This is a genomic window from Mesorhizobium sp. M2E.F.Ca.ET.209.01.1.1 (genome assembly GCF_004010375.2).
In the GTDB taxonomy this organism is placed as follows: domain Bacteria; phylum Pseudomonadota; class Alphaproteobacteria; order Rhizobiales; family Rhizobiaceae; genus Mesorhizobium.
Genome location: NZ_SADP02001118.1, coordinates 1 through 293 on the forward strand (window position 1 = coordinate 1; position 293 = coordinate 293).

1 protein-coding gene is annotated in these 293 nt (G+C 61.4%); it reads left to right on the forward strand.

What is annotated here, in order from left to right:
• Nucleotides 1-32 precede the first annotated feature (32 nt).
• Nucleotides 33-293, forward strand: a 261-nt coding sequence (locus EN852_RS39365) for a transporter substrate-binding domain-containing protein (RefSeq protein WP_135879945.1), incomplete at its 3' end; no start/stop codon positions are given.

Sequence of the window (293 nt, forward strand, 5' to 3'; positions counted from 1 at the left end):
TTCAACAACAAGCTTCCAGCAGGGGAATAACCATGACTCTTCGCAATGCACTGAAATCCGCCATCGCGGCAGCCATGATGCTCGGCACCGCCGGCCTCGCCACCCAGGCCAAGGCCGACGCCGTCGACAACATCACCAAGGCCGGCGCCATCAATGTCGGCATCTTCTCGGACTTCCCGCCCTTCTCCTCGGCCAGCGCCGATATGAGCATCAAGGGCTATGACATCGACGTGGCGCAGGCGATCGCCGATTCGCTCAAGGTGAAGCTCAACCTGGCCGGTGACGCTGACCAG